A 23,659-nucleotide genomic window follows, 5' to 3' on the forward strand; every position below is an offset into this window, starting at 1 on the left:
AGCAACCTCTTACGTACTAGACGTCCACATTAAGCATGGTTTGCAGGGTTTTTCGGAGACCGAAGCGTTGTAAAGCCGCCTCCCGCGACAGGCGTGTCGGTGGCCGGTGCGAGACTGGTCCGCATGCACATCGTGTCCCTCGCCGGCGGCATCGGCGGCGCCCGCTTCCTGCGTGGCCTGCGGGCGACGGCCCCCGACGCCCAGATCACCGTCATCGGCAACACCGGCGACGACATCACCCTGTTCGGCCTGCGTGTCTGCCCCGACCTCGACACCGTCATGTACACCCTGGGCGGCGGCATCGACGAGGAGCAGGGCTGGGGCCGCGCCAAGGAGTCCCATGCCGTCAAGGAGGAGCTGGCGGCCTACGGGGTCGAGCCGCAGTGGTTCGGGCTGGGCGACCGCGACTTCGCCACGCACATCGTCCGGTCGCAGATGCTGGAGGCCGGCTACCCGCTCTCCCAGATCACCGAGGCGCTGTGCGCCCGCTGGCAGCCGGGCGTGCGCCTGCTGCCGATGAGCGACGACCGCTGCGAGACGCACGTCGTGGTCTCCGACGAGCGCGGGCGGCGGGCGATCCACTTCCAGGAGTGGTGGGTACGCCTGCGCGCCGCCATCCCCGCCGAGTCGATCGCGCTGGTCGGGGTCGAGACCGCCAAGCCGGCCCCGGGTGTGCTGGAGGCGATCGCGGAGGCCGACGTGGTGATCCTGCCGCCGTCCAACCCGGTGGTCAGCATCGGCACGATCCTTCAGGTGCCGGGCATCCGCGACGCGCTGCTGGCCAAGACCGTGGTGGGCGTCTCCCCCATCATCGGCGGGGCGCCGGTGCGCGGCATGGCCGACGCCTGCCTGACCGCGATCGGCGTCGAGACCAGCGCCCAGGCGGTGCTGGATCTCTACGGCGCGGAGCTGATCGACGGCTGGCTGGTCGCCGAGGAGGACTCCGGCGTCGCTCTCGACGGGGTCAGGGTGGAGTCACGACCGCTGATCATGCACGACGCCGACGCGGCGGCCGACATCGCCCGCGCCACCCTCGACCTGGCCCTGGAGCTCGCCCGATGACCCCCATGAGTCCGACCGAGCCCACCACCCCCGCGGCCCCGGCCGGCGGTCTGGCCGGTCGTGTCGAGGTGTTCGGCGTCCCGGGCATCGGTGAGGTGCGGCCCGGTGACGACATCGCGGCCCTGCTCGGCGAGGCCGACCTGCGTGACGGCGACATCCTCGTCATCACCTCCAAGATCGTGAGCAAGGCCGAGGGCCGCGTCCGCCAGGCCCCCGACCGCCAGGCCGCCATCGCCGAAGAGACCGAGCGCGTGGTGGCCAGGCGCGGCGACACCGTCATCGCGCAGACCCGCCACGGCTTCGTCATGGCCGCCGCCGGGGTCGACGCCTCCAACACCACCCCCGGCACGGCCCTGCTCCTCCCCGAGGACTCCGACGCCTCCGCCCAGCGCATCCGGGCGGCTCTGGCGGCCCGGGCGCGGGTGGGCGTGATCGTCTCCGACACGTTCGGCCGCCCGTGGCGCCACGGCCTGACCGACGTGGCGATCGGCGCCGCCGGCGTGATCCCGCTCGAAGACCTGCGCGGCGGCGCGGACACTCACGGCAACCCGCTCAACGCCACCGTGACCGCCCTGATCGACGAGATCGCCGCCGCCGCCGAGCTGGTCAAGGGCAAGCTCGCGGGCGTGCCCGTGGCCGTCGTGCGCGGCCTGTCCCACCTGGTGACCGAGGAGGACGGGCCGGGCGTGCGGGCGCTGGTCCGGCCGGCCGACGAGGACATGTTCCGCTACGGCTCGCGTGACGTGGTGTTCGCCCGCCGTACGATCAGGGAGTTCTCCGGCGAGCCCGTGGACTCCGATGCCGTACGCCGGGCGGTGGCGGCGGGCATCGCCGCGCCGGCGCCGCACCACACGACCCCGTGGCGGTTCGTGCTCGTCGAGTCGGCGCAGACGAAGGTGAAGCTGCTCGACGCCATGCGCGACGCCTGGATCGCCGACCTGCGGGCCGACGGGTTCACCGAGGAGTCGATCACCAAGCGGGTCAGGCGCGGCGACGTGCTGCGCAACGCCCCCTACCTGGTCGTGCCGTGCCTGGTGATGGAGGGCTCCCACACCTACCGTGACGAGCGGCGCAACGCCTCCGAGCGGGAGATGTTCATCGTGGCGACGGGCGCGGGCGTCGAGAACTTCCTCATCCAGCTGGCCGTCGAGGGACTCGGCTCGGCATGGGTGTCGTCCACGATGTTCTGCCGCCCGGTGGTGCGCGAGGTGCTCGACCTGCCGGAGTCGTGGGATCCGATGGGCTGCGTCGCGGTCGGCCACGCGGCGGCCCCGCCCAGGGACCGCCCGCCCCGCGATCCGCAGGACTTCATCCTGACGCGCTGACAGCCAGTCAAAGGGGCATTTACCGTTAATAAGGTTTCCTTTACATTCGGAGCATCCCCCCATGTGAAGGAGCCGCTCCATGAGAAAGATGCTCACCTTCATCACCGTGGTGGTGATCTCGATCGCCACCACGGTCTACGTCGCCCAGCCGGCCCTGGCGCACGGCTACATCAACTCCCCGCCCAGCCGTCAGGCGTTCTGCGCGCAGGGCCAGGTGCCCAACTGCGGCGACATCATCTACGAGCCGCAGAGCGTGGAAGGGCCGAAGGGGCTGCGTAACTGCCACGCCAACAACGCCCGGTTCGCCCAGCTCAGCGACGAGTCCAAGCCCTGGCCGGTCACCTCGGTCGGCAACTCGGTGACCTTCAGGTGGACGCTCACCGCCAGGCACTCCACCAGCACCTGGGAGTACTTCATCGGCAACACCCGGGTCGCCTCCTTCAACGACGGAGGCGCCCAGCCACCGGCGACGGTCTCCCACACCGTGAACTTCGCCGGCTACAGCGGCCGGCAGAAGGTCCTGGCGATCTGGAACATCGCCGACACGTCCAACGCCTTCTACGCCTGCGTCGACCTGAGGTTCGGCGGCGGCGGGAACCCGACCCCCACGCCCACGCCGACTCCCACCCCGACCCCCAAGCCCACGCCGACCCCGACAGCGACGCCGGGTGGCACCTGGGCGCCGAATGTCGCGTATGCGGTAGGCGCGATGGTCACGTACGCCGGGCTGTCGTACAAGTGCATCCAGGCGCACACCTCACTCCCCGGATGGGAGCCGCCGAACGTACCGGCGCTATGGCAGCGCGTCTAGCCCGCAGAGCTCACGAGCGAGCTCGCCAGCGAGCGAGGGGGTGCCGGGACTTCCCGGCACCCCCTCATTACGTGGTCGGCTTGCAGGTGGGGTGGCACAGGCGGCGGGCCAGTGCGGCGAGGAAGACGTCGATGATCTCGTCCGGCTGCTGGGCGATGTGCAGGGAGCCGTTCGTGACGGACGTGATGTCGGACAGGCTCGCCCGGTCCGCGTTGCCGAAGGCGATGATGACGATCTGGATGGGCTTGTTCGGGTCCCACTCCTCGCGGAGCTTGCTGATCAGCTGCGGCAGCTTGATGCCGCGGCCGTCGTCCTTGCCCGCGGTGATCACCAGGAGCGTGTTGTTCATCTCCTCGCGATACTTGCCCGCGACCTCGTGGAAGCCGCCGAGTATCGCGTCGTAGAGCGAGCTGTCGCGGTCGGGATGCGCGGCGATCGTGCTGGTGAGCTGGTCGAGTACGCTCCTCCGGACCAGCTGGCCGCTCTCGGGGCGGTTGATCGGCCCCAGGCTGACGCGCTGCTGGTAGCCCTTGGCCTGGCCGAGCCCGTCGGCGAACTCCCACATCCCCATGTGCGTGGTGTCGGGGAAGAGCCGTAGCCCGATCTTGGCCGCGGCCAGCGAGACGCCCAGCCGGGTGGTGTTCTTCAGCTTCTCGGCCATGTGCTTGGAGGTGTCGGCCAGCACCAGGATGTTCGTCGGCGGCGCCAGTCTGCTCCACGCCTGCAGCGCGTCGTCGATGTCCTCGGGCGACACCGAGGGCCGGGTCTTCGGGGCGACCGTCGGGATCTCCGGCCCCGGTGAGATCGGGCCCTGCGTGCCGTCGCCCGAGTGGAACCCGGCCCGCCGTACCAGATCCTGGGCCTCCGGGCCGCGCAGCCAGTCGGCGAAGAGCGTCGAGGCTTCGGCGGCCGTGGGGTCGGTGGCGGTGACGACGTACGGGTAGTCGAGATTGATCGTGCCCTCACGCGGGTTCAACGCGACGACCGGGTCGGCCGACGGCTGCTGGTTGTGCGTCCACACCGACTGCTCGGGCACGATGACCACCGGCCGCTGCCAGAACCTGTGGTCGTCCACGGCGGCCAGCATCGAGCGGTAGTCGGGCGCCGAGCCCGCCTGCGCCCAGCGGACGAACGCGGTCAGCGCCTTGTCGGCCTCGGGCCCGTTGCCCACCACGTCCCTGGCGGCGGCGACCGTGGCGATGCCCGCCCCGGCCAGCGACGGGTCGGGGACGCGCACGATGTCGGGCTCGTTGGCGTTGGGCATCAGCCGGCCCCGCACGGTGGAGGGGAAGACCATCCGCCAGTTCATCTCGGTCTTGCCGACGGAGAAACGCTGCGCCAGCGACGACCGCGTGGCGAACACCAGCGGCGACGTCGCCACCACGCTCTCCCCCGTGGGCAGCGCGCTCGCGCCCTGCTTGCGAGCTAACCGGATCCAGGCGGAGGAGTCGGCGATCCAGCCGTCGGGCCGCTCGCGCAGCACGCCGGCCCGGTCGCCGATCAGCGTACGCAGCACGGTGGCCGGGGGCTGCTCGGTGACCTGGACGAGCACGCACCGGCCGCCGATCGAGTTCTTGGCGTCATTGAACTTTCCGGCCGCCTCCATGGCCGCCGGAGCCACGTCCACCGCGGCGGCCACGCTGACCAGAACAGGCTCTCGTGTCGTGCACAGCGCACCGGCTCCGCCGAAGAGCACGACCACGGTGGCGGTGACGATGGCCAGCGCCCCCGCCCCCGCCAGCAGGCCGCGTTGCAGTGCCTTCCTGCGGCGCTGTTCGGCGGGCAGCGCCGCCCGGTGTCGACCCAGCCGCACGGTGCACCTCTCTCCAGGGGACTGCCGATTCTTCCAGCGCCGCCCACGACTGACGCAAGACTCGGTAGAACTTGTTATAACTACGCCATCGGGAGTACCCGCCTGACGCTCTGGCAGACACCGTCGCTCGCCGCCGACGCGGCCAGCCGCTCGCCGTCGGGCCGGCCGTACTCCGTCGTACGCTGCCGCACCGGCCGGCCGGTGACCTCGACCATCGCGCGCAGCTCGCTGATCGTCTTGTACGAGCCGTTCTCCGATCCGGCCATCCGGCTGATGGTCTCCTCCATCAGCGTGCCGCCGAGGTCGTTCACCCCGCCCTGGAGCACCTGGTGGCACAGGTCGTCCTGGAGCTTGACCCAGGAGCACTGGATGTTGGAGATCGCGCCGTGCAGCAGGATCCTGGCCAGCGCGTGCACGGCCCGGTTCTCCTGCGCGGTCGGACCCGGCCGGGCGACACCCGCCAGGTAGATCGGCGAGCTGGTGTGCACGAACGGCAGCAGCACGAACTCCGAGAACCCGCCGCTCTCCTCCTGCAGCCGCCTGATCAGCTTGATGTGCCTGACCCAGTGCACGTGGGTGTCCACGTGGCCGTACATCATCGTGGACGTCGTCGGGAGGCCCACCCGGTGCGCGGTGGTGATGACGTCGATCCACTCCTTGGTGGGCAGCTTGCCCTTGGTGAGCACCCAGCGGACGTCGTCGTCGAGGATCTCCGCCGCCGTGCCCGGCAGCGAGTCGACGCCCGCCTCCTTCGCGGCGTGCAGCCAGTCCTCGATGGAGAGGTTCGTCCGGCTGGCGCCGTTGATGACCTCCATCGGGGAGAAGGCATGTACGTGCATGCCCGGCGTCCTGGCCTTGACCGCCTTGGCGAGGTCGAAGTAGGCGGTGCCCGGCAGGTCGGGGTGGATGCCACCTTGCATGCACACCTCGGTCGCCCCGGCCCGCCACGCCTCCTCGGCACGGTCGGCCACCTGGTCCAGGCTGAGCGTGTAGGCGTCGGCATCGGTCCTGCGCTGGGCGAACGCGCAGAAGCGGCAGCCGGTGTAGCAGACGTTGGTGAAGTTGATGTTCCTGTTGACGACGTACGTCACCTCGTCGCCGGCCGCCTGCGCGCGCAGGTCGTCGGCGATGCGGGCCAGCTCGTCGAGCGCCCCGCCGTCGGCCGACAGCAGCGCCACGGCCTCGGCCTCACTCAACCCCGCCGGATCCGCCTCCGCCCGCCGCAACGCCGCCCGCACCTCGGACGGCGTATGCCCCCCGGACGCCGCGGGGTCCAGCCGATCGCGCAGCGCCTCCCAGTCTCCGTAGACATTGTCGAAGTCGTCACGCCGGTCATTGGTCCGGCCCGTCGTGTCCACCTCGACGTGCAGATCCACCCGGCCGGAAGCCGCGAACCCCCCATCCGGCTCCTGCCACGGCCGCCCCTGGAGCACCGCGTCCTCCCGAGCCAGCCCCGTGACCGGATCCGCCAGCGCCGCCACGTGCGCGAACAGCCGAGGGTCCAGCCACGGCTCCCCCGCCAGCACATACTCCGGATAGATCGTCAGCCGCTCCCGCAGCCGGAACCCCGCCTCCCCCGTCCGCGCCGCCAGGTCGTCGATCTGCGGCCACGGCCGCTCAGGGTTGACATGGTCGGGCGTCAGCGGCGACACCCCGCCCCAGTCGTCGATCCCGGCCCGGATCATCAGCTCGTACTCGGCGTCGACCAGGTTCGGCGGGGCCTGCAGCCGTACCCGGGGCCCCAGCACGAGCCGGGCCACCGCGATCGTGGCGGCCAGCTCCTGCAGGTCGGCGTCCGGCAGGCCGCGCATGGCGGTGTCGGGCTTGGCGCGGAAGTTCTGGACGATGACCTCCTGGACGCCGCCGTACTCGCGTGCCACCCGCCGGATCGCGAAGATCGACTCGGCCCGGTCCTCGATGGTCTCGCCGATGCCGATGAGGATCCCGGTGGTGAACGGCACGTTCGAGCGGCCCGCGTCCTCCAGCACCCGCAGCCGTACCGCCGGGTCCTTGTCGGGAGACCCGTAGTGGGCCGCGCCCTTCTCCTCGAACAGCCGCCGCGAGGTCGTCTCCAGCATCATGCCCATCGACGGCGCGACCGGCTTGAGCCGCTGCAGGTCGCGCCAGCTCAGCACGCCGGGGTTCAGGTGCGGCAGCAGCCCGGTCTCCTCCAGCACCCTGATCGCCATCGCGCGCACGTACGACAGCGTGTCGTCGTAGCCGTGCGCGTCGAGCCACTCGCGGGCCTGGTGCCAGCGGTCCTCGGGCCGGTCCCCCAGCGTGAACAGCGCCTCCTTGCACCCCATCGCCGCCCCCTGAGCGGCGATCTCCAGCACCTCGTCAGGGCTCAGGAACGGCGCGGGCAGCTTGTTCGGCGCGGTCGCGAAGGTGCAGTAACCACAACGGTCCCGGCAGAGCCTGGTCAGCGGGATGAACACTTTCCTGCTGTACGTGATGACGCCCTCCCTCCCGACCGCCGCCAATCCGGCATCCCGGATCCGGGAGGCGTGTTCGAGCAGCGTGTCAAGGTGCTCATCGCGGGCGTGGAGCAGCACGGCCGCCTCGGTGACGTCGAGGGTCTTGCCGTCGCGGGCCCGGGCGAGAGCACGGCGGAGTGCGGAATCACTTACGAGACTCATACCGGCACACTACGACGGGCTGGGTTCACGACCCGCACCTAGGGGGTGTCAGAAGGACCGGTAGTCGCGCACTGGCATTCTCGGGCCGCGCGCGGGCGGACGCAGCCCGGTGAGGTAGATCAGGACCGTCGCCCGGTGCCGGTGGCCCATGTAGGGCTCCAGCAGCCGCATCATGCCAGGATCGTCGGTCTTCTCGCCGGTCAGCGTGTAGCCCACCAGCGTGGCCAGGTGGAAGTCGCCCACGCTCACGGCGTCGGGATCGCCGAAGGCCCGCTGGCGCACCTCCGCCGACGTCCACACCCCGACGCCCGGCAGGGCCCGCAGCAACCGGTCGAGCTCCTCGCTGGTGGCGGCGGCCTCCAGCTTGGCGGCGTGCCAGGCCGCCGTGGCGATCGTCCTGGCCCGCACCGCCTCGGCACCGGCCCGATGCCAGTGCCAGGACGGCACCTCCCGCCACACGCTCGTCTCGGGCACGACCCGCATCCCGTCGGGCGCGGGCCCCGGAGCGGGCTCCCCGTAGCGGTTCAGCAACCACCGCCAGGCCCGCCACGCCTCACGCCCGACGACCTTCTGCTCGAGCACGGCGGGCACCAGGGCCTCCATGACCCGGCCCGTCCTGCCGATGCGCAGCCCCGCGTGCTTCCTGGCCACGTCCTCCAGCACGGCGTGCCGAACGCTGAACCCCGAGGCGTCGTCATCGGCCCCGAGCAGGGCGGGCAGCGCCTCGAGCAGCCACGCGGCGCCCGGCCCCCAGGCCTGTCCGCACACGCTCCCCGCCCGCACGCTCACCCGCAGGGTGCCAGGGCCGTCCGGGGTTCGGGAGGTGCGCCACACGGCACCGTCGTGCGTGGTGCGCCAGGTGGGATCGCCTGTGCCGCGCCGGTGCGGACCCAGTACGAGGCCCAGGTCCACCGGCCCCTCGGGCTCCCACCAACGCTCCATCACCCCTACAGTCTGCCGTCCCCGTACGCCTCCGGGTGCCGGTGGGCCTTTGTCAGGGGCGCGCGTATCGGCGGCCGGCCACGTGCGGGTTCAGCGGGCGTATTCCTGGAGGCCCCCAGCCCAGTACGGCGGGTGGCGGGTGCCCACCGCTTGCCGTACAGGAAGAAAAAAGGGTTTAGACGTCGCTTGAATAGCGAACGGCGCGCTCAGGAAGCTCGATGCCAGGCCAAATGCGTACACCTGCCTGGAGTTCGTTGCCCGGGCCCACCACCGCGCCGTCGCCGATCACCGCGTCGCGCACCACCGCGCCCGCGCACACCCGCGCCCCCCGGCCCACCACCGAGTCCGTGACCGACGCGCCCGCGTGGATCACGCAGTCGTCGCTCAGCACGCTGCCGAGCACCGAGGCGCCCGCCTCCACCACGACGCGCGCGCCCACCGTGGAACCGCCCTGCACCTTGGCCTCCGGCGAGACCACGGCGCCGTCGAGCGCCAGGTATTCGCCGGTCGGGCCGGGCAGCGCGGGCGAGGCCAGCCGGCCGAGCACCAGGTCGCGCGAGCCGCGGACGAACGCGGCGGGCGTGCCGACGTCGAGCCAGTAGGTACGGTCGGCGTAGCCCAGCACGAGCTCGCCCGACTCGATGAGCCCCGGGAAGGTCTGCCGCTCGACCGACACGACCTCGCCCATGGGGATCTGGTCGATGACCGAGCGGGTGAACACGTAGCAGCCCGCGTTGATGCGGTTGGTCACCGGGTTGGGCGTCTTCTCCAGGAAGTCCGTCACCCGGCCGTCGTCGTCGGTGGGCACGCAGCCGAACCGGGTCGGATCGTCGACCTCCGTCAAATGGAGCGTTACAGCGGCGGAACGGTCCACATGAGTGCGGACCTGGTCGCCTATGTCGTGACCGGACAGGATGTCACCGTTGAGGATGAGCACGGGATCGCCTGGACCCGAGGTGAGCGCCTCGGCGGCGTTGCGGATCGCGCCGCCGGTGCCGAGCGGCGTCTCCTCCGTCATGTATTCGAGCGACAGCCCGAACGCCGCCCCGTCACCGAAGACGGGCTCGAACATCGAGGCCTTGTAGGAGGTCGCGAAGACGATCCGGCGCACCCCGAACGATCGGGCGCGGGCCAGCTGGTGTGCCAGGAACGGCACTCCGGCGGTGGGAAGCAGCGGCTTGGGCGTGCCCAGTGTCAGCGGACGCAGGCGCGTGCCCTGCCCTCCGACCAGGAGGATCGCCTCAAGGTCTGGCAAAGAGCTCTCCATCACTCGGTGAGGTTATCTGACTATTCGATCGCGCGCTGGTAGGAGCTGAGATGCGCCTCCACGGACGCCTCCCAGGTGAACTCGCGGGCTCTGGCCAGACCGGCCTCACGTAGCTGGTGCCGCCGCTCGGTGGAGGCGAGCAGCTGGCCCAGCTCTGTGGCGATGCTGTCGGCGTCGGGCTCGGTGTAGGCGACCGCGTCGCCGCCCACCTCGGGCAGCGAGGTGCGGTGGGTGGTGAGCACCGGCGCGCCGCAGGCCATCGCCTCCAGCACGGGCAGCCCGAACCCCTCGCCGCGCGACGGGAACGCCACCACGAGCGCCCCGCCGAGGAACCCCGGCAGGTCCGGAATGCTCAGGTAGCCCGGCCGCACCACCTTGACGGTGGCCTCGACCTCCCGGCAGGCCGCGTCGACGTCGTCCTCGTGAACCCCGCCGCCGAGCACCAGCGCGGGCGGGTGGTCCAGGCTCTTGACGGCCATGGCGAAGCCGCGGATCAGGTTGGGCACGTTCTTGCGCGGATCGAGCGCGCCGAGGAAGGCCACGTACGGCTGGCCGTGCAGGCCGCACCTGGTGGCCGCGCGGAGCATCTCGGCCTCTGCAGGCGGGTGGAAGAGCCGGTGGTCCACGCCGTGGTAGGCGACGTCGATGCGGGTCGGATCGGCGGCGAGCACGCGGATCAGCTCGTCCCTGGTCGCCTTGGACGGCACGATGACGCGGGTGGCGTGACGTACGGAGGTACGGGTGGCGGACCGGAAGAACGACGCCCGGACCGCGCTGTGCTGGTCGGGCTCGGTGAACCAGGTGACGTCGTGCACCGTCACCACCGTGGGCAGGCCCGCGCGGATCGGCATCGAGTAGTAGGGGGCGTGGATGACCTGCGCCCCCGCCTGGCGGGCGAGCAGCGGCACTCCGGTCTGCTCCCAGGCGAGCCTGGCGGCCCGGTTGGTGATGGCGACGGGACCAGGCATGATCCGCGCCGAGGGCGCGAGCCGCCCATAACGGTCGGCGTCGGCGCGCTGGCAGACCACCGCGAGGTCGGCACCCGCTCGGTCGAGACCGGCGACGAGCCCGTCCACGTATCTGATCAACGCCCCACGGTCCGCGGGGACCGCCGCGGCGTCGACGAGCACTCGAGGCATTACGAAGATCTTCTCCCCTCAAGATCAACGTGGGACCTTTCGCCCCCCTCTACGGTTCAGCTTATGACCACTGAGCCCCAAATCGTGGTCCAAATCACACCGAGTCGCGCCGAGCTGCGATTCCCGCCATACCCGCGCAGATCAGGTCGCCAATGATGATGACTATCCGCGATGAAAGAGCCACGGCGATAGCCGGCCCCGAGGGCATCACCGGCGACAGCACGCCCACCATGACCACTTCCCGCACACCGGCACCGGCGGGAACGACGAACGACATGATGCCCAGGGACCACGACAGGGCGAAGGCGCCGATGGCGAAGAGCAGGCCGCTCTGCGGCACGATGAAGTAGAGGTGCACGCCGTAGGAGATCCAGCCGGCCAGGGCCCAGCCGAGCGCGGTGAGCATGCCGCGCCGGGTCAGCCGGCGTTCGAGGGGCTCGCGCTTGAGCTTACGCAGCCCGAACCCGATCAGCCCGTTGATCACCTTGGGCTCCAGCAGCACCAGCAGCACGGGGACGAGGAGCAGCAGCCAGCCGAACCGGTCCCAGCCGAGCGTGGCCAGCGTGACGAGCAGGCCGCTGGCCAGCTGGATCGGCATCATCAGGAAGAACGCCGCCGCGCTGCGCGGGCGGGGCACGCCGAGGTCGCGGCCCATCTCCATCTGGGCCAGGACCGGCCAGACCGCGCCGGGGATGTACTTGCCGAGCTGGCCGACGAAGAACACCTTGGCGGCGGGGCGCAGGGGCAGTGGTGAGCCGAGGTCGGCCAGCAGGGTGCGCCAGGTCATCATGGCGCACAGCAGCGCGGCCACCACCCCGATCAGGGAGGCGGCGAGCAGCGGCCAGCTCAGCCGGGCGAACCCGGCGACCACGGCGTCCCACTGCGACGCCACGGCCCACCCGCCGAACCCGAGGGCGACCAGCAGGAACCCGAACCGCACGGCCTTGCGCGCCACGGGCGCCTTGCCGGATGTGCCGGGTTTGATGGTGCTCACAGCGGGCGGACCCGCTCGGGCGGCTGCGGGAGGGCGGCGCCCGCCGGGCGCCGGGGCGTCTTCGTCGCCACCCACAGGTAGGTGGGCACGATCGGCAGGAGCAGGCGCAGCACCGCGCGCGGAGTGCGCGCCAGCACGGCCTGCACCACGCGGCCCAGCGCGCCGGGGAACAGCTCGGACCCGGCGAACCGGGTGGGCGTCGCCAGCACCGGGAAGGTGTAGTCCCACACATGGAAGGCCCGCAGCATCCGGCGCAGCCCACGCCGGGTGCGGAAGCGCTCGTAGTAGTGGTCGGCGCGACCGGAGGCGCGCACGTAGCGGTCGGCCAGCGCGGGCGGCAGGTAGGACAGGAACGGCAGCTTGTAGTGCGGCTCCATGATGCCGAGCCGGTTGCCCAGCCCCAGGTAGAGCACGCCGTCGTCGGACAGCACCCGGTGCATCTCGGCGACCACGGCGTCAGGGTCGACCACGTGCTCGTAGATGTGGTTGAACACCAGCACGTCGAGCGAGCCGTCGGGGAAGGGCAGCGCGGTGCCGTCGCCGCAGACGAACGCCACCCGCTCGCCGAACCGGTCGGCCGCCTTGCGCAGCCCGGGCACGTCGATGTCGATGCCCAGCGTGTGCTCGGCCCCTGCGCCGGCCAGCTCGTCGGCGATGAACCCGGCCGAGCAGCCGACGTCGCCGACGGTCAGCCCGCCGAGCGGGCCGTGGAAGTGCTCCACCACCGCGATGATCTTGGCGGCCTTGCGCCGGCGTTTCTCCTCGTCGAGCATCGCCGACTGGAACTCGGAGTACTCCAGCTGTGCGACCCGTTCCTTACCCACGCCGCCCAACAGTACCCGCGTGCGAGAGGCGCTGAACGATCGACGACCCGATCGTCTGGCTATACCCGGCCGCGCGCGGTTAGCCTTGGCCAATGCTCCGCCGCCTGCTGCGCGTCTTCCTCGCGCTGGTCGCGCTCGGTTTCCTCGGCTACGGACTGGCCAGGAACTGGGGTGAGACCACCGCGGCCGTGACCGCGTTGTCGCCGTGGGCGGTGCTCGGGGCGTTCGGCGCGGTGCTGGCCGGCCAGTTCTGCATGCTGCTCGCCTGGCGCAGGGTGCTGGCCGGGCTCGGGTCGCCGCTGCCGTTGCCGGTGGCCGGGCGGATCATGTTCGTGGGGCAGCTGGGCAAGTACATCCCCGGCTCGGTCTGGGCGTACGCGGCGATGATGGAGCTGGGCCGCGACCACGGCAGCCCGCCGCGCCGGACGTTCGCCTGCATCTCGCTGTCCCTGGTGATCAACCTGGGGGTCGCGCTGTCGATCGCCGCCGCGACGCTGGCGACGCAGCAGGCCGTGCGCCAGGCGTGGTACCTCCTGCTGCTGGTCCCCGTGATCATCGTGTGCCTGCATCCCAAGGTGCTCGCCTGGGGTCTCAACCTGGCCCTGCGCCTGGCGCGCAAGGAGCCGCTCGAAAGCGTGCTGCCCGGACGTACGGTGCTGGTCGCGGTGGGCTGGACCGCCCTGGGCTGGTTCGTGTACGGCCTGCACACCTGGCTGCTGTCCGGCAGGTGGGACCTCTACGTGGTGGCGACCGGGGCCTACGCGTTCGCCTGGGCCACCGGGCTGCTGACGTTCGTCGTGCCCGCCGGGGTCGGGGTGCGCGAGGGCGCCATGATCCTCGTGCTCTCGCCGCTGATCGGCACCGGCCCGGCCTACGCGGTGGCGGTGGTGTCGCGGCTGGCGTTCACCCTGGGCGACGCCGTCGCCGCGGGCATCGCCTTCCTGCTGGGCCGTCAGGCGTCGAGGAGCACCGCGGAGTACGACGACCAGAACGGCTCCGGATCGACCGCCTTGACGCCCGACCGCAACCGTTCGGGCTCGCCGGGGGCGTAGAACCGCTTGATCGCCGCGTTGAGCGCCTCGACGTCGTCCGGCTCGACCAGCAGCCCGTCGACGCCGTCCGTGATGTGGTCGGCGAGCGCGCCGACGCGGGTCGCGATCACCGGCACGCCGTGCTCGTGCCCGAGCCAGACGTTCTGGCTGGCGGTCGCGGTGCGGTAGGGCAGGACGAGTGCGTCCGCCGAGGCGAACAGCTTCGGCACGTCCTCGGCGGCCACGTAACCGGGCCGCAGCTCCACCCGGTCGGCGATGCCCAGCTCACCGATCAACGCCTGGGTCCCGTCGAGGCCGCCCCAGAACTCACCCGCCACGGTCAGCCCGACCCCCTCCGGCAGGGCGCGCAGCAGCAGGTCGAGCCCCTTGTACGGCCGGACGATGCCGAAGAACAGCAGCCGCCCGTGCACCTCGGCGGAGCGCTCCCCGGTCGTGGACGGCAGATGCGGCGGCAGCCCTGCCACGCTCACCGGCTTGCCGGTCAGGGACGCCGCCAGCTCCGCCTGCTCGCCGGAGTGGGTGAGCACGGCGTCGACCCGGTTGAGCAGCGCCTTCATCAGCGGCCGGTCGTAGGGCTTGCGCTCGTGCGGCAGCACGTTGTGGCACAGGGCGACGGTCCTGGCCTTGCCGCCCAGGCCGTACAGGATGCCGAGGTAGGCCGGGACCTGCACCGGGCTCAGGACGGCCAGGATCACCAGGTCGGCCGAGCGCAGCCGGCGCCCGCAGGCCACCCAGCCCGCGGGATTGCGCCAGTCGAGCCGGCGCAGCGTCTTCGGGAAGGGAGTGCCCTCGGGCGCCGTTATCGTCTGCTGCCCCGGATAGAGGAAGGCCGGGTATTGCGCCCGCCAGGACTCGATCACCACGTCGTGGCCCAGCGCCGTCAGCCGGTGCGCCAGCTCGGTGGTGTGCTGCGCCCCGCCCCCTTTGTAGGGATAGGTGGGGCCGACGATGGCGATGCGCACGCTATTCGCCCCGCGACCGCACGATCAGGTCGGCCAGCAGCGCCACGGACCCGATGAGCAGGCCCGACAGGAAGATCATGACGGTGTTGGCCGGAAAGTAGAACGGGTGCTGGATCATGTCCCAGATCCCCTTGACGAACCCGATCGCCACCAGCCACAACGCGGGCGGCATGAGCACCTTGAGCGGGTTGAAGTACATGATCATCCGCAGCACCTGCAGGATGTAGCGGTAGGCGTCGGAGACGAAGCTGAACTTCGACGTGCCCGCCCGCTTGGCGTAGCCGATCGGCATGTAGTAGACGTCGTGCTGGTTCGACAGGAACGACAGCGTGATCGTCGTGACGCAGGAGAACCCGGGCGGCAGCAGCCGCAGGTAGGGCTTGGCCACCGACTTGCGGAACGCGCGCAGCCCGGAGTTGAGGTCGGGGATCTTCTGCCCGGCGAGCTGCTCGGCCACCTTGCGGATCACCCACTTGGCCGGCACGCGCAGCAGCTTGTGCGACCCCTCCTCGCTGGTGCGGGCGCCGACGACCTGGTCGACGGTCTTGTCCTTCTCCAGGATCTGGACCAGCTCGGGGATGCGCTCGTTGGGGTAGGTCATGTCGGCGTCGGTCCAGACGACGATCTCGCCCCTGGCCTCCTGCGTGCCGATGCGGCGCACGGTGCCCGACCCGCCGTTGCGGTGGAAGGCGCGGATCCGCAGGTGCTCGAACCGGGGCGCGGCCTCCTGCAGCCTGGCCAGCGTCTCGTCGGTGGAGCAGTCGTCGACCGCTACCAGCTCGTAGGTGTAGCCGCTGGAGTCCATCGCCTTGGTGATGCGCTCGACCTCGTCGATGACGTGATCCTGCTCGTTGTAACAGGGCAGGACGATCGTGACGTATGGCGCTTCTTCCACGGCGTTTCCACTCTGGGGGGTCTCAGACGTGCTCACGTGCGTCGAGGGTACTCTGCCCAGCAGGGAGAAAAGTCCACACACAGGTCAGGCAACGGCCATCCACACGGTGATGGCGAACTTCCAGGTGCCGTTCGGCGCGTCGACGAGCGAGCGCTCGTCCTGCCGGGAGACCAGGGCCATGACCTGCGTCTTCGGGCCGTACGGGGCGACCTGGACCGCTTCGGCCGCCAGCACGACGGGGACGCGGCCGACGGCGCGGACGCGATCGATCAGGCGGCGCACGTCTTCTTCCTTTGCCGTATTCTTCCCGGCCTCCACCAGAACCCGGGCCGTCGGGCGGTCGCACATGCCCCGGACGACCTGGGTGAACCGGTTGGCCGTCACCCGCTCGACGATCAGCACCGAGGCGTTCGGCGGGATCTTGGCGCACATCGCCTCGACGGCCGCCCGCTCGCCCCGCTCCACCGGGGTGAACGCGGTCCCGATCGAGGTGATGGTCGGTGGCACCAGGATGAGCAGGGCGCCCACGACGCCGATCCATCGGCCGTACCCGCGCATGGGCGCCCGGGTGCGCACCCACTCCAGCCCCCACACCGCCAGCAGGATCATCCCGGGGATCACCACCGGGACCAGCCGGCGCGCGGCCCACGGATGGTCGGGGGTGATCTCCGGGCGCAGCAGCGTGGTCACCGTGGTCCAGCCGATGACGGCCAGCGGCAGCAGCCACTCGGCCGGGGAGCCGTTCCTGAGCAGCCGCCGCACCAGCACCGCCGCGGCGAGCGTGGCCAGGACGATCACGGGGATGCCGACGTACCAGCTCACCCAGTGCAGCGACAGTTCCGAGTAGAGCCGGGTGCCGTCGACGGGCAGTCCGTTGTTCTTCTGCGTCTGTCGGATGAACTCGGCGGTGAGCCGGTCTTCCGGCGTCGTGGCCACCCGCGTCACGGTCTGCAGCCACGGTCGCACGGCCAGCCCCGCCACGACCAGCACGACCAGCCCGGCCCCCACGTCCGGCAGCCACCCGGGCAGCCGGATCCGGGCCAGCCGGGGCGCGGCGAGCGTACCGGCCAGGGTGAGCAGGAGAACGGCGGCGCAGATGGCCAGCAATGGATTGAGCGACTTGGACAGATAGGACAGATACGGCCGCGCCAGCACGTACGCCGCCAGCAGCCCCAACCCGGCACCGGCCGCGAGCCCGGCCAGAAGCGGCGGCCCGAGCGCACCCTGGGGCCGGCCGAGGCGCCGCCAGGCGATCAGCGCCCCAGCGAACGCCAGGACCGGCAGCACGTCACGCAGCCCGTCGATCCTGACCAGCACGGCCAGCCCGAACACCAGCCCGCCCAGTGCCGCTGCCCAGCCCCGCGACCTGCCCTCCCGCGCCAGGGCGTCATGGACCAGGGCCAGGCCGCCGAACAGCAGCACCAGCGAGGGGATCTCGCTGAAGGTGGTCCGCGAGGTGTAGAGGACCGGCAAACTCACCGCGAAGGCCAGCGCCGCCACCGGCGCCCAGCGCCCACCGGCGAGCCGGCCCACCACCCCCGCCAGCGTGAGCACGGCCAGCGCCCCCAGCACGGCCGGTGTCAGGAGCATGCCGCCGAGCCAGTCGCCCGCGGCGAACAGCAGCGGCGGTCCCGGCATGAACTGCGGCACCACCGCCCCGTCCGCGGGGTAGAACCCGATGCTGTCGAACAGCAGCGCCGGATCGGGCCCGCCGAACGCCTCCACCTGCGGGGTGATCGGCAGCGAGCCGTGCCGGGCCAGCCAGACGGCGTACTGCGCGTACGTGGCGGGGTCACGCCTGACGATCAGCTGCTCGGTGTGCGTGATCGCGTTGAACACGCCCGACCCCACCGCCACGGCGACGACCGCGCCGACCTGCCGCCCGGTCGCCTCGACGACCTTCAGCGGCCCGCGAACGGCGAACCGGCACAGCAGCCCGATGACCACCGCCCCGAGCACCAGCGCGGGCACCGGCTGGTTCCGGCCCGCCAGCAGCAGCGGAAGCGCGGCGAGCAGCCAGCCGGCCACGATCAGGGCAGGCAGGATCGAGACCACGGCGAGCACCCGGCCCGCCGACGGCCTGCGCGTACGGTCCGGCCAGGCGATTCGCATCGGTGATCGCGAGCGTATCCAACGCGCGGGCACCGTGACGCTGCCACGGGCCTCCGGCGCGCCAGAAGGCGGGGTGGGGCGGTTATGCGCGACCGCGCACCGCGCCCGGTGTGGGCGGTTACGCGAGATCGTCCGAAACGCGGGTAGCGTACGCGACGTGCCGGTGAAGCGGGAGCGGGAGAACGTACAGGTCGAGGAGGCGACGCCCGCCGGCGACCCCGCCCGGACGGCCTCACTGGTGCGGCGGCACGGCTGGTTCCTGGCGGTCCTGACCCTCGGCGCCGCGCTGCGGGTGGTCACGATGCTGGGCTACCGCCCGGCCCTGTGGTTCCCCGACTCCTACACCTACGTCGTCACCATCTTCCACCCGCGCCCCGACCTGGTGCGTCCCGCCGGCTACCCGGCCTTCATGAAGGCGCTCGAACCGTTCCACACGTTCGGCGCGGTCACCGCCGTACAGCACCTGCTCGGCCTGGCCACCGGCGTGCTGGTCTACTGGTGCGCGCGCCGGGCGCCCAGGTGGGCGGCGACGCTGGCCACCGTGCCGGTGCTGCTGGACGCCTACCAGATCGAGCTGGAGCACCTGCTCGTCTCCGACACGCTCTTCATGTTCCTGATCGTCGCCGCGATCGCGCTCACCCTGGCCGACCGGCCCGTGGTGATCGCCGTCGGGCTGCTGCTGGCCGCCGCCACGCTCACCAGGACCGTCGGCCAGCCGCTGATCGTGATCGTGGCGGCCTGGTTCCTGCTGCGCAGGCGGGTGGGGCTGGCCGGGGTGGTGGTCGTGGCCGCGTTGGCGCCGATCCTCGCGTACGGGGGGTGGTTCTACGCCTCCTACCAGCGCGTCGGCATCGTCGGGGCGAACGGCGTGTTCCTGTACGCCCGGACGATGTCGTTCGCCGACTGCGCCAAGATGGACCCCCCGCCGGACCTCAAGGTGCTCTGCGACCCCCGGCCGCCCGATCAGCGGCCGCCTTCACAGGAGTACATCTGGGCCAAGGACTCCCCCCTCGTCGCGCTGCCCGACATCACGTTCACCGAGCAGAACAACGATCTGGCGGGCCGGTTCGCCTCGCTGGCCATCCGCGAGCAGCCGCTCGACTACGCGGCCTCCGTGCTGTCGGAGCTGGGCCGTTCGTTCGTCTGGGGCCGCCCGGTCTATCCCGACCACGAGATCTACGACTACTACGAGTTCCCCGCCACCTCGCCGCCACCGCCCGGCCGGTGGGCCGCGCAGCTGGGCGTCGACCTGGGCAAGCGCTACGAGCAGGGGCCGATCGGCACCGAGGTCGTCGAGCCGTACGCCGGCTGGATGCGCGCCTACCAGGACATGGCCCGCCTGCCGGGCACCGTGCTGCTGGCCGTCCTGCTCGTCCCGCCCGCCCTGGCGATCAGGCGGCGCCGCTCCAGGCTCGTGAGCGGGGCCTACGAGCCGCCCATGTGGCTGCTGCCCTGGTCGACGTCGGTACTTCTGCTGGTGATGCCCGCCGCGGTGGCCGAGTTCGACTACCGGTACGTCCTGCCGGCCGTACCCCTGGCCTGCCTGGCGGCGGCCCTGGCCACCCGCCTCGACCTGGGCAAATCCTAAGAGTTTGCCCAGGATATTCCACGATATGTCCAGCTCTGAGTATGCTTTTGCCCGGTAACATCACGCCTGAGTCACGGTCGATTCTCTTGGTCATGGCTGCGGGCACGCCGTCGGTGACCTAGTCTCGTGGCGCAGAACGACCGAGCCGACCGGACTGGGCGAGGGGGCGCATGAGTGACCATTGGAGCGTGTCCGTGGAGGACCGCAGGGTCGCCTCTACACAGCCCGGCAGCCGGATGTCGCGGCGGGCGGCGGCGTCGAGCCCTCCTCCTCCGCCGCCACCCGAGGACCTGCCGCCCCGCGGCCACCGCGGCGGTGGCAACAGCGGTGGCAACAAGATGCGCGTGCTGGCCTGGATCAGCATCGCGACCACCTCGCTCATGGTCGCCGGCGCGCTGACCGGCTACACGCTCTACCGCGACGCCTTCAGCAACATCAACCAGAAGGGCTTCAAGGAAGACATCCTCACCCCCCGGCCTCCGGACACCGGCGCGCTCAACGTGCTGCTGGTCGGCTCCGACACCCGTGCGGGCAAGGGCAACGCGAAGTACGGCCAGAAGCTCGCCAGGACGGCCGACGCCGGCGGCAAGCGCACGGACACGATCATCCTGATGCACATCTCGCCCAACCGGGACCAGGCGCGGCTCATCAGCTTCCCGCGTGACTCGATGGTGCAGATCCCCAGGTGCAAGAACGACACCACGAAGCAGGAGATGCCGGCCCGCCGCGACATGATCAACTCGGCGTACAGCTCGGGCGGGGTCGCCTGCACGATGTCCACGCTGGAGACCCTCACCGGCATCCGCATCGACCACTACGTCGAGGTCGACTTCAGCGGCTTCAAGGCCATCGTCGACGCCCTCGACGGCATCACGATCTGCCTCCAGAACGGCGTCGACGACAAGAACTCCCACCTGAAGCTGCCCCCGGGCAACAGCAAGCTGAACGGCGAGCAGGCGCTGGGCTACGTCCGGCTGCGCCACTACGGTGACGGCAGCGACATCCAGCGGATCAAGCGCCAGCAGATCTTCCTGAGCAAGGTCGTGCAGAAGGCCACCAGCAGCCAGCTCCTCACCGACATCGGCAAGCTCACGGGCTTCATCAAGGCCACGGCCAAGTCGGTGACGATGGACCCTGAGCTGGCCAACGACACCGCTCAGCTCATCGACATCGCCAAGAGCGCGCAGAAGATGACGGCGGGCGGGGTCAAGTTCACCACGATCCCGTGGCAGCCGGACCCGGAGGACAAGAACCGGGTGATCTGGAAGCAGCCCGACGCCAACGACCTGTTCAACGCGATCAAGAGCGACGTCGAGCTGCCCGAGCCCGCGGCGACGACCGGCACCACCAAGCCCAAGATCAACCTCAAGCCGGAGCAGGTCCAGGTCCAGGTGCTCAACGGCACGACGACGCAGGGCAAGGCCCGCGAGGTGGCCGACCTGCTGAGCAAGGAGGGCTTCAAGGTCACGGGCGTGGGCAACTACCTGGCCGCCGACGGCAAGAGCCAGGCCAGCACCCAGGTCCGCTACGCCAAGAAGGCGGCCGACGGCACCGCGTACAGCGACGTGCTGATCAAGGCGATGCAGCCCAAGCCGGCCCCGACGGCGGGCAAGCTCAAGCCGACCACCACCGACGCCTACACCCCTCCGGTGCCCGTGCCCTCGACGACCCCGGCCACCACGAACCCGCCCGTGATCCAGCTGATCATCGGCGAGGACTTCAAGTCGGTCAAGGTCACCAAACTCCCCGACAGCGTCACCAACAGCACGATCTCCGCCGACAAGCAGAAGAACGTCTGCACCTGACCTCCAAGTTCCCTGTGTAACCGGGTGTTCTCACACCGCGAGTGAGACAGGAGCCTCGCGGCCGGGATAATGTGTTGCGGTCGGCGACGCGGGCTCGCCCCACGCGATCAAGGACGCGTGCCGCGTGCTGCCTGTCGCGTTCCCCCGACCCCGAGTGAAGCTGAGCGACTCCGTAGTGTCTGACACGAAGCACTCCCCACCGACCACGACTCCCAAGGGCCCCGGTGACGCCGATGAGGCCACCGGTCCCGCGAGCACAGGAGCTCAGTGGCCGCTGCCGGAGGAGGCTTTCTGGAGTGAGAAGACGGATCCGCACGGCACCGCCCCGCCCGCGGCGGGGCAGGAGGAGCCCAAACCGGAGCCATCGCCCCAGCCCGAGGCGCCCAAGCGGAAGCGCGACCCTTATCTGGACAACGTCAAGTTCGTCCTGATCGCGTTCGTGATCGTCGGCCACTCGCTGGTGCCGACGCTCAACACCGACTCCGCCAGGTCGCTCTACATCTTCATCTACACCTTCCACATGCCGCTGTTCGTGCTCATCAGTGGCTATCTGTCCAGAAATTTCTGGAACTCCAACGCCAAGACCAACAAACTGGTCGACACGTTCGTCGTGCCGTACGTGATCGTGGAGGTCGGCTACGCGCTGGTCCGGCTCGGCCTGGGGCAGAAGTGGAGTCTCACGATCATCGATCCCGCGTGGATCAACTGGTATCTGCTGGCGCTGCTGTTCTGGCGACTGTCCACACCCGTGTGGAAGCGGATGAAGCACCCGATCCCCGTGGCGATCGCGATCTACCTGTTCGCCGGGTTCTCGCAGATCTCCGGTGACTTCAGCATGGACCGGTTCTTCGGCCTGATGCCGTTCTTCGTCATCGGGCTCGTGATGCAGCCCGAGCACTTCGAGCTGCTCGACCGCCGGTGGATCAAGATCGTCTCGGTGGTGGTCGTGCTCGGCGCCGCCGCGGTGTCCATCTTCATCGCGCCCAAGGCGCCGCTCAAGCCCTTCTACTACAAGCACAGCTTCCAGGACATGGACCTGTCCTGGTGGATGGGCCTCGGTGTGCGCGCCGGGTTGCTGATCTGCGGGCTGGCCATGAGCTATGCCGTCCTGGCGCTGGTGCCCAGGCGTGAGACGTGGTTCACCGATCTCGGCACTCGCACCCTCTACTGCTACCTGCTCCACGGCATCCCCGTCCTCATCGCCAAGGACCAGGGGTGGCTGGAGCTGCCCTGGCTGCACGGCCCGCTCGGGGTGCTGGCGATCAGTGCGAGCTGTTTCGCCCTGGCCATCGTGCTGTGCCTTCCCGAGACACGCACCCTGTTCAAGTGGGTCCTTGAACCTCGCCTAACCTGGCTGTACCGCCGCCCTTCAGGAAGTTAAGCGGCAATTCCCCCTGCATTTACGCCGTTGACCGGGTGACCGCGCAGCATCGACCGCATGCGGGTTTGCGTCGCCACCACCGTCCACCATCCCGAGGACGCCCGGATCATGCACAGGCAGATCCGGGCGCTGCTCGACGCGGGCCACGAGGTGACCTACGTCGCGCCCTTCACCTACTACAACGTGACGCCCGCGATGGGCGTCACCGCGATCGACGTGCCGCGCAACGCCGGCTACGGCCGGGCGCGGACGGCGCTCAGGCGCGGTCTCAAGCGCGCCGACCTGCTGATGCTGCACGACCACCGGCTACTGCACGCCCTGCCCTTCCACCACCCGCCCATTGTCTGGGATGTACGGGAGCAGGTCACCGCCAGGCAGATGGCCCGAGCCGAGAGGCGTCACCACGTGATCACCTCCGCCGTGGTGCCGGAAGCCACCCTGGTGTCGGCGGAGCCTCCACCTCCTGGTAACACCAGGGTGGTGCACATCGGGCGCCTGTCCGCCGGGCGCGGCGTCTCGGAGCTCATCGGGCTGGCCGAGCGACTCGTCCCGTACGGCATCCGGATGGACCTGATCGGCGCCAGTGACCGGGAGATCCGGCCGCTGCTGCGAGACGCGCAGCGGGTCGGGCTGCTCGACTGGTTCGGGTACGTCCCGAACCGCCATGCCCTGCGCATGGCCGAGGGCGCCCTGGCCGGCCTGGCCCTGTCGGCGGAGACAGGCCCGAGGACGCCGACCAAGATCCTCGACTACATGGGCCGGGGGCTCCCGGTCATCACCACGCCGCACGGGTCGATGGCCGAGCGCGTCGGGTGCGGGGTCGTGGTGCCGCTCGACGTGGACGCGCTCGTACACGCCGTACTCGATCTCAAGGAGGACCCCGCGCGGCGGGCGGCGCTGGGGGCGCGCGGCCACGCGGAGGCCCGCCTGCGGCACCACTGGCCCGATCACGCGGCGGAGTTCGTGGCCCGGATGGAGAGGTGGGCGGGAGTCAGCGCGCCCGCCCACTCCCTAGCCGTCTAGGGGCAGGAGTCAGCGCGCCCGCCCA

At 70.6% G+C, this 23,659-nt stretch carries 18 protein-coding genes; 8 read left to right on the top strand and 10 right to left on the bottom strand.

Annotated features, from left to right (window positions below):
• The first annotated feature begins 123 nt into the window (after nt 1-123).
• The 3 genes from cofD to LDL49_RS30660 all read left to right on the top strand — a co-directional run bounded on the left by cofD (nt 124) and on the right by LDL49_RS30660 (nt 3,198).
• Nucleotides 124-1,062, top strand: coding sequence for a 2-phospho-L-lactate transferase (gene cofD / locus LDL49_RS30650; protein WP_225295970.1), 939 nt, complete (start codon nt 124-126; stop codon nt 1,060-1,062).
• A gap of 5 nt (nt 1,063-1,067) precedes the next feature.
• The gene (locus tag LDL49_RS30655) at nt 1,068-2,387 is read left to right on the top strand and encodes a coenzyme F420-0:L-glutamate ligase (RefSeq protein ID WP_225296074.1); all 1,320 of its coding nucleotides are present in this window, start codon (nt 1,068-1,070) and stop codon (nt 2,385-2,387) included.
• A gap of 79 nt (nt 2,388-2,466) precedes the next feature.
• Nucleotides 2,467-3,198: a lytic polysaccharide monooxygenase gene (locus LDL49_RS30660; protein ID WP_308016213.1), complete on the top strand. Its 732-nt coding sequence runs from the start codon at nt 2,467-2,469 to the stop codon at nt 3,196-3,198.
• A 67-nt stretch (nt 3,199-3,265) separates the two neighbouring features.
• Here LDL49_RS30660 and LDL49_RS30665 read toward each other — a convergent pair whose 3' ends face one another.
• The 7 genes from LDL49_RS30665 to LDL49_RS30695 form a co-directional block, all read right to left on the bottom strand.
• Complete coding sequence (locus LDL49_RS30665; RefSeq protein WP_225295972.1) at nt 3,266-5,011, bottom strand: substrate-binding and VWA domain-containing protein; 1,746 nt, start codon at nt 5,009-5,011, stop codon at nt 3,266-3,268.
• 80 nt (nt 5,012-5,091) lie between these two features.
• A complete protein-coding gene (locus tag LDL49_RS30670) occupies nt 5,092-7,650 on the bottom strand; it encodes a bifunctional FO biosynthesis protein CofGH (RefSeq protein ID WP_225295974.1) in 2,559 nt (852 codons plus the stop codon).
• 48 nt (nt 7,651-7,698) lie between these two features.
• Nucleotides 7,699-8,592 carry a DNA-3-methyladenine glycosylase family protein gene (locus LDL49_RS30675; protein WP_225296076.1) on the bottom strand — a complete coding sequence of 298 codons (894 nt, stop codon included), beginning with the start codon at nt 8,590-8,592 and terminating at the stop codon, nt 7,699-7,701.
• 175 nt (nt 8,593-8,767) lie between these two features.
• Entirely contained in the window at nt 8,768-9,847 is a 1,080-nt protein-coding gene (gene manB / locus LDL49_RS30680; protein ID WP_225295976.1) for a mannose-1-phosphate guanylyltransferase, read from the bottom strand.
• A gap of 32 nt (nt 9,848-9,879) precedes the next feature.
• The gene (locus LDL49_RS30685) at nt 9,880-10,998 is read right to left on the bottom strand and encodes a glycosyltransferase family 4 protein (RefSeq protein WP_225295978.1); all 1,119 of its coding nucleotides are present in this window, start codon (nt 10,996-10,998) and stop codon (nt 9,880-9,882) included.
• Between the two features lie 94 nt (nt 10,999-11,092).
• Nucleotides 11,093-11,992 carry a lysylphosphatidylglycerol synthase transmembrane domain-containing protein gene (locus LDL49_RS30690; protein ID WP_225295980.1) on the bottom strand — a complete coding sequence of 300 codons (900 nt, stop codon included), beginning with the start codon at nt 11,990-11,992 and terminating at the stop codon, nt 11,093-11,095.
• Entirely contained in the window at nt 11,989-12,816 is an 828-nt protein-coding gene (locus LDL49_RS30695) for a class I SAM-dependent methyltransferase (protein WP_225295982.1), read from the bottom strand. The genes LDL49_RS30690 and LDL49_RS30695 overlap by 4 nt, the downstream gene beginning before the upstream one ends.
• 92 nt (nt 12,817-12,908) lie before the next feature.
• Here LDL49_RS30695 and LDL49_RS30700 point away from each other — a divergent pair, with 92 nt between their 5' ends.
• A complete protein-coding gene (locus LDL49_RS30700; protein ID WP_225295984.1) occupies nt 12,909-13,868 on the top strand; it encodes a lysylphosphatidylglycerol synthase transmembrane domain-containing protein in 960 nt (319 codons plus the stop codon).
• Here the strand turns inward: LDL49_RS30700 and LDL49_RS30705 are convergent.
• The 3 genes from LDL49_RS30705 to LDL49_RS30715 form a co-directional block, all read right to left on the bottom strand.
• The gene (locus LDL49_RS30705; RefSeq protein WP_225295986.1) at nt 13,769-14,830 is read right to left on the bottom strand and encodes a glycosyltransferase family 4 protein; all 1,062 of its coding nucleotides are present in this window, start codon (nt 14,828-14,830) and stop codon (nt 13,769-13,771) included. The genes LDL49_RS30700 and LDL49_RS30705 overlap by 100 nt on opposite strands.
• Nucleotide 14,831: 1 nt before the next feature.
• Entirely contained in the window at nt 14,832-15,725 is an 894-nt protein-coding gene (locus tag LDL49_RS30710; protein ID WP_225295988.1) for a glycosyltransferase family 2 protein, read from the bottom strand.
• 84 nt (nt 15,726-15,809) lie between these two features.
• Nucleotides 15,810-17,837: a hypothetical protein gene (locus LDL49_RS30715; protein WP_225295991.1), complete on the bottom strand. Its 2,028-nt coding sequence runs from the start codon at nt 17,835-17,837 to the stop codon at nt 15,810-15,812.
• A 157-nt stretch (nt 17,838-17,994) separates the two neighbouring features.
• On the opposite strand from LDL49_RS30715, the gene LDL49_RS30720 reads away from it, so the two are divergent.
• The 4 genes from LDL49_RS30720 (at nt 17,995) to LDL49_RS30735 (ending at nt 23,634) form a co-directional block, all read left to right on the top strand.
• Nucleotides 17,995-19,425 (top strand): glycosyltransferase family protein, encoded by a 1,431-nt coding sequence (locus LDL49_RS30720; RefSeq protein ID WP_225295993.1) that lies wholly within the window; start codon nt 17,995-17,997, stop codon nt 19,423-19,425.
• Nucleotides 19,426-19,595: 170 nt separating this feature from the next.
• Entirely contained in the window at nt 19,596-21,230 is a 1,635-nt protein-coding gene (locus LDL49_RS30725) for an LCP family protein (RefSeq protein WP_225295995.1), read from the top strand.
• A 175-nt stretch (nt 21,231-21,405) separates the two neighbouring features.
• The gene (locus LDL49_RS30730; protein WP_225295997.1) at nt 21,406-22,611 is read left to right on the top strand and encodes an acyltransferase family protein; all 1,206 of its coding nucleotides are present in this window, start codon (nt 21,406-21,408) and stop codon (nt 22,609-22,611) included.
• Between the two features lie 57 nt (nt 22,612-22,668).
• On the top strand, nt 22,669-23,634 hold the full coding sequence (locus LDL49_RS30735; protein WP_225295999.1) for a glycosyltransferase: 966 nt from the start codon (nt 22,669-22,671) through the stop codon (nt 23,632-23,634).
• The last annotated feature ends 25 nt before the right edge of the window (nt 23,635-23,659 follow it).

Origin of the sequence: Nonomuraea aurantiaca (genome assembly GCF_020215705.1) — a bacterium.
GTDB lineage: Bacteria > Actinomycetota > Actinomycetes > Streptosporangiales > Streptosporangiaceae > Nonomuraea > Nonomuraea aurantiaca.

Coding starts and splice junctions, on each gene's coding strand:
- cofD (WP_225295970.1), top strand. CDS start 124: ATGCACATCGTGTCCCTCGCCGGCGGCATCGGCGGCGCCCGCTTCCTG.
- LDL49_RS30655 (WP_225296074.1), top strand. CDS start 1,068: ATGAGTCCGACCGAGCCCACCACCCCCGCGGCCCCGGCCGGCGGTCTG.
- LDL49_RS30660 (WP_308016213.1), top strand. CDS start 2,467: ATGAGAAAGATGCTCACCTTCATCACCGTGGTGGTGATCTCGATCGCC.
- LDL49_RS30670 (WP_225295974.1), bottom strand. CDS start 7,650: ATGAGTCTCGTAAGTGATTCCGCACTCCGCCGTGCTCTCGCCCGGGCC.
- LDL49_RS30675 (WP_225296076.1), bottom strand. CDS start 8,592: ATGGAGCGTTGGTGGGAGCCCGAGGGGCCGGTGGACCTGGGCCTCGTA.
- LDL49_RS30685 (WP_225295978.1), bottom strand. CDS start 10,998: ATGCCTCGAGTGCTCGTCGACGCCGCGGCGGTCCCCGCGGACCGTGGG.
- LDL49_RS30700 (WP_225295984.1), top strand. CDS start 12,909: ATGCTCCGCCGCCTGCTGCGCGTCTTCCTCGCGCTGGTCGCGCTCGGT.
- LDL49_RS30715 (WP_225295991.1), bottom strand. CDS start 17,837: ATGCGAATCGCCTGGCCGGACCGTACGCGCAGGCCGTCGGCGGGCCGG.
- LDL49_RS30725 (WP_225295995.1), top strand. CDS start 19,596: ATGAGTGACCATTGGAGCGTGTCCGTGGAGGACCGCAGGGTCGCCTCT.
- LDL49_RS30735 (WP_225295999.1), top strand. CDS start 22,669: ATGCGGGTTTGCGTCGCCACCACCGTCCACCATCCCGAGGACGCCCGG.